This window comes from Caballeronia glathei, assembly GCF_000698595.1.
Classification (GTDB): domain Bacteria; phylum Pseudomonadota; class Gammaproteobacteria; order Burkholderiales; family Burkholderiaceae; genus Caballeronia; species Caballeronia glathei.
This window is the reverse complement of sequence record NZ_JFHC01000081.1, coordinates 23,011-30,394: the sequence shown is the minus strand read 5'-3', so window position 1 is coordinate 30,394 and position 7,384 is coordinate 23,011. Positions and strand designations below refer to the sequence as shown.

The 7,384-nt window shown below is 66.4% G+C and carries 7 protein-coding genes; 4 read left to right on the top strand and 3 right to left on the bottom strand.

The window, feature by feature from the left end:
- The 3 genes from BG61_RS32695 to phnV all read left to right on the top strand — a co-directional run.
- The coding region (locus BG61_RS32695; RefSeq protein WP_035942598.1) for an ATP-binding cassette domain-containing protein at nucleotides 1–777 on the top strand (777 nt) is incomplete at its 5' end.
- A complete protein-coding gene (phnU, locus tag BG61_RS32690) occupies nucleotides 755–1,690 on the top strand; it encodes a 2-aminoethylphosphonate ABC transporter permease subunit (protein ID WP_035937075.1) in 936 nt (311 codons plus the stop codon). The genes BG61_RS32695 and phnU, both read left to right, overlap by 23 nt.
- Nucleotides 1,691–1,736: 46 nt before the next feature.
- Nucleotides 1,737–2,507, top strand: coding sequence for a 2-aminoethylphosphonate ABC transport system, membrane component PhnV (gene phnV / locus BG61_RS32685; RefSeq protein ID WP_232256369.1), 771 nt, complete (start codon nucleotides 1,737–1,739; stop codon nucleotides 2,505–2,507).
- Nucleotides 2,508–2,523: 16 nt separating this feature from the next.
- Here phnV and BG61_RS32680 read toward each other — a convergent pair whose 3' ends face one another.
- Complete coding sequence (locus BG61_RS32680; protein WP_370818095.1) at nucleotides 2,524–3,483, bottom strand: hypothetical protein; 960 nt, start codon at nucleotides 3,481–3,483, stop codon at nucleotides 2,524–2,526.
- Nucleotides 3,484–3,829: 346 nt separating this feature from the next.
- Between BG61_RS32680 and BG61_RS32675 the strand changes: the two genes are divergently transcribed.
- Nucleotides 3,830–6,283, top strand: a complete 2,454-nt coding sequence (locus BG61_RS32675) for a glycogen/starch/alpha-glucan phosphorylase (protein WP_035937084.1) — start codon at nucleotides 3,830–3,832, stop codon at nucleotides 6,281–6,283.
- Nucleotides 6,284–6,301: 18 nt separating this feature from the next.
- Here BG61_RS32675 and BG61_RS32670 read toward each other — a convergent pair whose 3' ends face one another.
- On the bottom strand, nucleotides 6,302–6,646 hold the full coding sequence (locus tag BG61_RS32670; RefSeq protein ID WP_052040573.1) for a hypothetical protein: 345 nt from the start codon (nucleotides 6,644–6,646) through the stop codon (nucleotides 6,302–6,304).
- A gap of 115 nt (nucleotides 6,647–6,761) precedes the next feature.
- Nucleotides 6,762–7,172: a DUF6232 family protein gene (locus BG61_RS32665; RefSeq protein ID WP_035937087.1), complete on the bottom strand. Its 411-nt coding sequence runs from the start codon at nucleotides 7,170–7,172 to the stop codon at nucleotides 6,762–6,764.
- Nucleotides 7,173–7,384: the final 212 nt, after the last annotated feature.

Genomic DNA, 7,384 nt, shown 5'->3' with positions numbered 1-7,384 from the left:
TTCCAGAGCTACGCGCTCTTTCCGCACTTGTCTGTTTTCGACAACGTCGCGTTCGGCCTGCGCGCGCGGCGCATGAAGGCCGGCGAGATCGCGCGGCGCGTCGCCGACGCGCTCAAGCTCGTGCAGCTCGGCGACGCCGGCCATGTGATGCCGGCGCAACTGTCGGGCGGCATGCAGCAGCGTGTGGCGCTCGCCCGCGCGCTCGTGATCGAGCCGGACGTGCTGCTGCTCGACGAACCGCTTTCCGCGCTCGACGCCAACCTGCGAGCGTCGGTGCGCTCCGAGCTGAAGGCGCTGCACGAGCGGCTGCCCAACCTGACGATCGTCTGCGTGACGCACGACCAGGACGACGCGCTCGTGCTGTCCGACCGCACGCTCCTGATGCGCGACGGCCGCATCGCGCAGCTGGGCACGCCGCGTGAGCTGTACGACGCGCCCGCCGACGGCTTCGTCGCGCGCTATCTCGGCGCGGCGAACCTGTTGCCGCCGCGCGTCGTGTTCCCGGTCGGCGACGCCCGGCACGACGAGCGCGAACGCGTCGCGTGCCTGCGCCCCGAGCGGCTCGCGCTCGTGCCGCTCGGTGAAGGCCAGCTGCACGGCACGATCGCATCGGTGGAGTGGTACGGCGCGGTGCTCTCGATTGCCGTCACGCTCGACGCGATTCCCGACGAACCGGTTCTCGTCACGATGCAGCGCGGCCCTTCCGGCATGCCCGTGAAGGGCTCGCGCGTTTCCCTTCGCTACGAGGCAGACGATGTCGTCCTTATTCGTCCCTGACGACCTGAAGGCGCGCGGCGCCGACGACGCGCGCCTCGAAGCGCAGTTCGCCGCGCACGCCGCGGCGGCGAAGCGCCGCGAGCGCGGCGCGCAGTGGCAGTTGCTGTTCATCCTGGTCGTGGTGCTCGGGCCGCTCGTCGTGTATCCGCTCGTGCGGCTCGTCTCGTTGAGCGTCACGGACGCGCACGGCGGCTTCACGCTGCACGCCTACACCGCGTTCTTCCAGAACCCGGAGACGCGCGGCGTGATCGGCACGACGCTCGGCATCCTGTTCGCGAGCGCGAGCATCGCGTCACTGCTCGGCGTCGCGCTCGCCGCGATGCTGTTCTTCAGGCCGTTTCCCGGCACGAAGCTTCTCACGCGCTTTCTCGAACTGTTCGTGGCGTTTCCGTCGTTCCTGGTCGCGTTCACGCTGATCTTCCTGTACGGCTCGCAAGGATCGGTCAGCATCGGGCTGCAACGGATCTTCAATCTCGAAGCGCCGCCGCTCGATTTCCTGTTCGGCATCGGCGGCGTGATTCTCGCGGAAGTGGTCTTCTACGCGCCGTTCGTCGTGCGTCCGACGCTCGCCTCGTTCGCGACGCTCGACATGCGGCTCATCGAAGCCGCGCAGAGCCTCGGCGCGAACGGCCGGATGGTCGCGCTGAAGGTGGTGCTGCCGCTCGCGTGGCCGGGCATCGCGGCGGGCACGATCCTGTGTTTCCTCCTCACGCTCAACGAATTCGGCATCCTGCTCGTGCTCGGCAGCGCGCACCTGATCACGCTGCCGATCGCGATCTACAGCGCAGCCACCGTCGATCTCGACCTCGCGACGGCCGCCGCGGGCTCCGTCGTGATGCTCGCGATGTCGCTGTCGCTCTATGCGCTCTATCGCCGGGTGAACCGCCGCGCGGGAGGCCGCAATGGCCGCTAGCGCACCGGTGTCCACTGCGGCCGCGAAACCGCGCAGGATCCTGCCGATGGTGTTCACGGCGTTCGCCGGGCTGCTGTGCTTCTGGCTCTTCGTGCTGCCGGTGATCGTGGTGGCGCTCTCCAGCGTCGCGTCGCACTGGTCCGGCACGATTCTCCCCGACGGTTTCAGCATGCGGTGGTTCGAGCGCTTCGGCTCGAGCGACTTCGACGCGCTCGTGACGAGCCTCGAAATCGGCTTCGGCGTGGCGGTGCTCGGCACCGTGCTGGGCGTGTGGCTCGCGCTCGCGCTGGAGGGCCGCGACCGGCGCGGCCTGGGCGCGCTCGTCGACATGGTCGCGATGATGCCCAACGGCGTGCCGAGCGTGGTGCTCGGATTGTCGGTGCTGATTGCGTACCACAAGAAGCCGCTCGATATTTCCGGTTCGGCCGCGATCGTCGTGCTCGTGCAGCTCGCGCTGGTGCTGCCGTTCTGCTACCGGTGCGCGGCCGCCGCGCTGAGGCCGGAGCTGACGGTGCTGCGCGAGGCCGCCGCGAGCCTCGGCGCTCCACCGCGCATGGTGCTGCTGCGGGTCGTGCTGCCGCAGCTCGTGCCCGCGATCCGCGCGAGCCTCGCGCTCGGCTTCGCGCTCTCGCTCGGCGAACTCGGCGCGACGCTGACCGTCTATCCGCCGGGATTCGCCACGGTGCCGATCGTCGTGGTGGGGCAGGTGAATCGCGGGTATTACCTGCCGGCGTCGGCGTTGTCGCTGATCCTGCTCGCCGTCTCGCTGGCGGCGCTGCTGCTGATCGCCGCGCGCGTGCCGCGGCGCCGCGCGTGACGGGTTCGCGGCGCGCTCAGAAGCTGAGCGCGAGCCCGAGCGAGGCGCCCGAGATGTTCTGCCCGAACGCATAGCGGCCGACGAGACGCACCCGGGAAAAGAGCTTCGTGACGGCGCTGGTGTCGAGTTCGAGCCCGGCGCCGAAGGAGGTCAGGTGATTGAAGCCGAGCACGCCCGCCTGGCTGCCGAGATACGTGGAATGCGACAGTTCGAGCACGTAGCGCAGCGGCTTGTGCAGGACCACGGCGCCCGTCGGCGCGCGCCAGCGGGCGTAGAGATTGGCCGTCTGTGCGTCCGAACTCCCCCTCGCCGCCGCCGACGATCCCCCGAAGCTCTGCAGGCGGATATACGTGTAGCGCCATTCGATATCGATTTCGTAGTCTTCGCGCACGCGCTCGAAATCGAGCATCACCGCGCCGCCGAGTCCATACGCGCTCAGCGAGCCGTTGGTGAGAAAGTCGACGTCGCGTTCCACATGGCGGTTGATGATGAACTGCGCGGCCTGCGCGTCGCTCACCGCCTGCGCGAGCGAGAAATTGAAGATCGGCCGGAACACGAGTTCCTTGTCCGCCGTGAGCGGAAAGTCCCAGCCGATGCCGCCCGTCGCGGAGACGTTGGTCCAGCGCGTCGGCAACCGGCGGCGTTCGGCGCCGTCGGAAACCACGAAGGTCGGATCGTAGCGGCTGCCGCCGATCGCGCCTTCCAGGTAGAGCGGCATGCTCTTGCTGATCGTGAAGCCGCCGCCGAACTGGGTCATCGAAAGGGACGGGTTGTCGGTCGTGCCGTTGCGGATGCTGAGCGAGCTCGCGGACAGATCCGGCACGGCGGAATAGCCCATCAGCGCCAGCACTCCATTGGCGCGCTTCTGCAGATTGCCGCCGACAACGTGAAACGCCGGCCGCTCCGCACTCTCGGCGTGCGCGGCGGTGGACTGGCCAAGGCACGCGAGCGTGCCGAGCGACATCGCTGTCGACATCGCCATTGCATGGCGGCGCCAGTGCGCCGCGCCGCGGTATCTGCGAACACAAGCCGGGATCATCATGAAGAGCCGCTTTTTGGGATAAGCTGAGGATCACGAATCATATCGGCACCGTTTGACCGATTTACCCGGATTTGTTGCAGGAACGGCAGATGCGGGCGCAGAAAATGTCACAAATCGTCAACCCGCCGGTCATACCAAAAAAAATAAAACTAGCGTAATCTGCACCTTCATCCATGCGACGAGGGCCGCGCGCTGCCGCTCCGCTTACATGCCTGACAGCGGTGCGCGCCCGGTCCAGGTGCATGAGCGGCAACACGAGTTGTAAAACCCGGAGGCTTCGATGACATCCGTCGACCTGGAATTCGACCAGCTCAACAGTACTGTCGATGCGCTACGGCGCTCCATTTCGAACCGCCTGATGTACGGCGTGGGCAAGGATTCGGTAACCGCGCAGCCGCGCGACTGGCTGCATGCGGCGGAACTCGCGGTGCGCGACCGGCTCGTCGCGCGCTGGATGCGCACGACGCGTCAGCAATACGAACAGGACGTGAAGCGCGTCTACTACCTGTCGATGGAGTTCCTGATCGGCAGGACTTTCACGAACGCGCTGCTCGCGCTCGGCATCTACGACGAAGTGCGTGATGCGCTCGCGGGTCTCGGCGTCGACATCAACACGCTCGAGAATCTCGAGCCCGACGCCGCGCTCGGCAACGGCGGCCTCGGGCGGCTCGCGGCGTGCTTTCTCGACTCGATGGCGACGGTCGGCATTCCGGGCTTCGGCTACGGCATCCGCTATGAATACGGCATGTTCCGGCAGACGATCGTCGACGGAAATCAGGTCGAGACGCCTGACTACTGGCTGCGCGCGGGAAATCCGTGGGAGTTCCCGCGTCCCGAAGTGGTCTATCTCGTTCATTTCGGCGGGCGCACCGTGCAGTACGACGACCGCACCGAGTGGATCGAGACCGAGCACGTGAACGCGATGGCCTACGACACCGTGATCCCCGGTTTCGCGACCACCGCGACGAACACGCTGCGCCTGTGGTCCGCGCGCGCGACCGATGAATTCGACCTGTCGGCGTTCAATCAGGGCGACTACCGCCGCGCGGTGGAGGCGAAGAACACGTCGGAGCACGTGTCGCGCCTGCTCTATCCCGACGATTCCACGCAGGCCGGCCGCGAGCTGCGTCTGCGGCAGGAATACTTCTTCGTCTCGGCGACGATGCAGGATTTGATCCGGCGCTATCAGCGCACGCATTCGCACTTCGGGCGGCTCGCGGAGAAGGTCGCGGTGCATCTGAACGACACGCACCCGGTGCTCGCGATTCCCGAGCTGATGCGGCTGCTCGTCGATACGCACCACGTGCCGTGGGACAAGGCGTGGAAGCTCGTGCAGCAGATGTTCTCGTACACGAACCACACGCTGATGCCCGAAGCGCTCGAGACGTGGGATGTCGAGATGCTCGCGCGCCTTTTGCCGCGCCATCTGGAAATCATCTTCGACATCAACGCGCAGTTCCTCAAGCAGGTCACCGAGAAGTTCGGCCGCGACGTCGATTTGATCCGGCGCATCTCGCTCGTCGACGAATACGGCCAGCGCCGCGTGCGCATGGCGCATCTCGCGATCGTCGCGAGCCACAAGGTGAACGGCGTGTCGAAGCTGCACTCGCAGTTGATGACGCAGAACATCTTCTCCGATTTCGCGCGCATGTATCCCGAGCGCTTCACGAACGTGACGAACGGCATTACGCCGCGCCGCTGGCTCGCGCAGGCGAGCCCGTCGCTGTCGTCCCTGATCGACGCGCGGCTCGGGCCGCGCTGGCGCACCGATCTGTTCGAACTCGGACGCCTGCGCGAATGGCGCGACGATCCCGAATTCCGCCAGGCGTTTCACGATGCCAAGTTCGCGAGCAAGCTGACGCTCGTCGAGCGTGCGAAGCGCGAGGCGGGCGCGATCATCGATCCGCACGCGCTCTTCGACCTGCAGGTGAAGCGCATCCACGAATACAAGCGGCAACTGCTCAACATCCTGCACGTGATCGTGCGCTACAACCGCATCCGCGAGGAGCCGGAGCTCGACTGGACGCCGCGCGTCGTGATGTTCGCGGGCAAGGCGGCGTCCGCCTACAAGATGGCGAAGAACATCATCAAGCTCATCAACGACGTGGCGAAGAAGGTCAACGCCGATCCGCTCATCGGCGACCGGCTGAAGGTGGGATTCATTCCGAACTACGGCGTGAGCGTGGCCGAACTGATCATCCCGGCCGCCGACCTGTCGGAGCAGATCTCGATGGCAGGCACCGAGGCATCGGGCACCGGCAACATGAAGCTCGCGCTGAACGGGGCGCTCACCATCGGCACGCTGGACGGCGCGAACATCGAGATCTGCGACGCGGTCGGGCGCGAGAACATGTTCGTGTTCGGCCACTCGACGGACGAGATCGAGTCGCTGCGCGCGGCGGGGTACCGTCCGCGGCATATCTACGAGCACAATCCGGAGCTGAAACTGGCGCTCGACCAGATCCGGCTCGGCCATTTTTCACCGGACGAGCCGCATCGCTTCTACGACATCTTCCACACGCTCGTGGACTGGGGCGACCACTACATGGTGCTCGCGGACTTCGATAGCTTCGACCGTGCGCAGACCGAAGTCGACGCGAAGTTCCGCGACAAGGACGCGTGGACGAGGAGCGCGATCGAGAATGTCGCGGGCATGGGCATCTTTTCGTCGGACCGCACGATCGCCGAGTATGCGCGCGACATCTGGCATGTGGAGCCGCTCTCGCTCGGATGAACCCGCGAGCGTGCGGGTCTAGCGCCGCACGGAGATGGTTTTCGCGCGGCCGAGGGTGGCTTGCGTCAGATTGGCGGCGAGTGCGCCGATCACGGTGTCGAGGGTCTGGCCCGCGACTTCCACGTGCAGCGTGATGCAATCGTGGCGGCGGTCGGTTGATACGACGTAGACGCGCACGGCTTCGCCGAGCGCATCCTGGAGTTCGCGGCGCGGGCCGTTCGAATTGAGGCCCGGCACGGTGAGGTCGAGCGTCACGACCGTCTGGATGCTGCGCGACCTGCGCGCAACGCGCACCGGCTGGCAGGAGGCTGCCGCCGCAACTGCGGCGGCGGGCTGACTGGTTACTTCGCGTGTGTGGTACATCGAATCGAGCCGTCGCTAGACGGCTGGTGGTCAGAACAGATTCACTCTATCCACCCGCGTCTAAACGGCGAGCAAAACTCGCCGCCCCTCATGTAAACAACGTGTTAATTGCGCCTCAGCCGGCGGCCGCGGTGCCGCGCGTGTGCCTTTCGATGGCGTCGAGCACCAGCGCGGCGACGCGGTCAGCGAACTCCTGGTCTTTCGTGATCAGCACTTCGCGCTCGCCGGCGGGCGTCGTAACCATCAGTTGATACACGACGTCCTGCGTGATCCATGCCAGATATCCGACGACCACGATCATCACGCCGAGCACGAGCGCGGGCCCCGATCCGGTGACGATGCCCGCCGCGAGCGCCGCGAGCCCGATCAGGCTGATCACGATCGGCAGCGGCTTCGAGCGCGGCATCATCACGACCCGGGCTGCGCGCAGGTCGCGCAGCGGAAACATCTGGCCCGCGGCGCTCAGGCCCGCGCGGGAAAGGGTGACGCCTCGTTCGTTGAATGGTGGTTCGGTTTGCGTTGACATCGGACAATGACGGCTTGATGAAGCGCGCAGGTTACCAGACGCGGCGCCGCTTTCACATTTCGCCGATTGCCGCACGCGGGAACGCTCCATGCGGGCGAGAGGCGAGAGGCGGTGGATTGCCGCAGATGCCGGAGTATCCGAAGCGAATGCGCGTGGCACAGTGGATGCCGTCTATCGCACCGAGCAGGGGCTCCGCGACGCGTTCAGGGCCG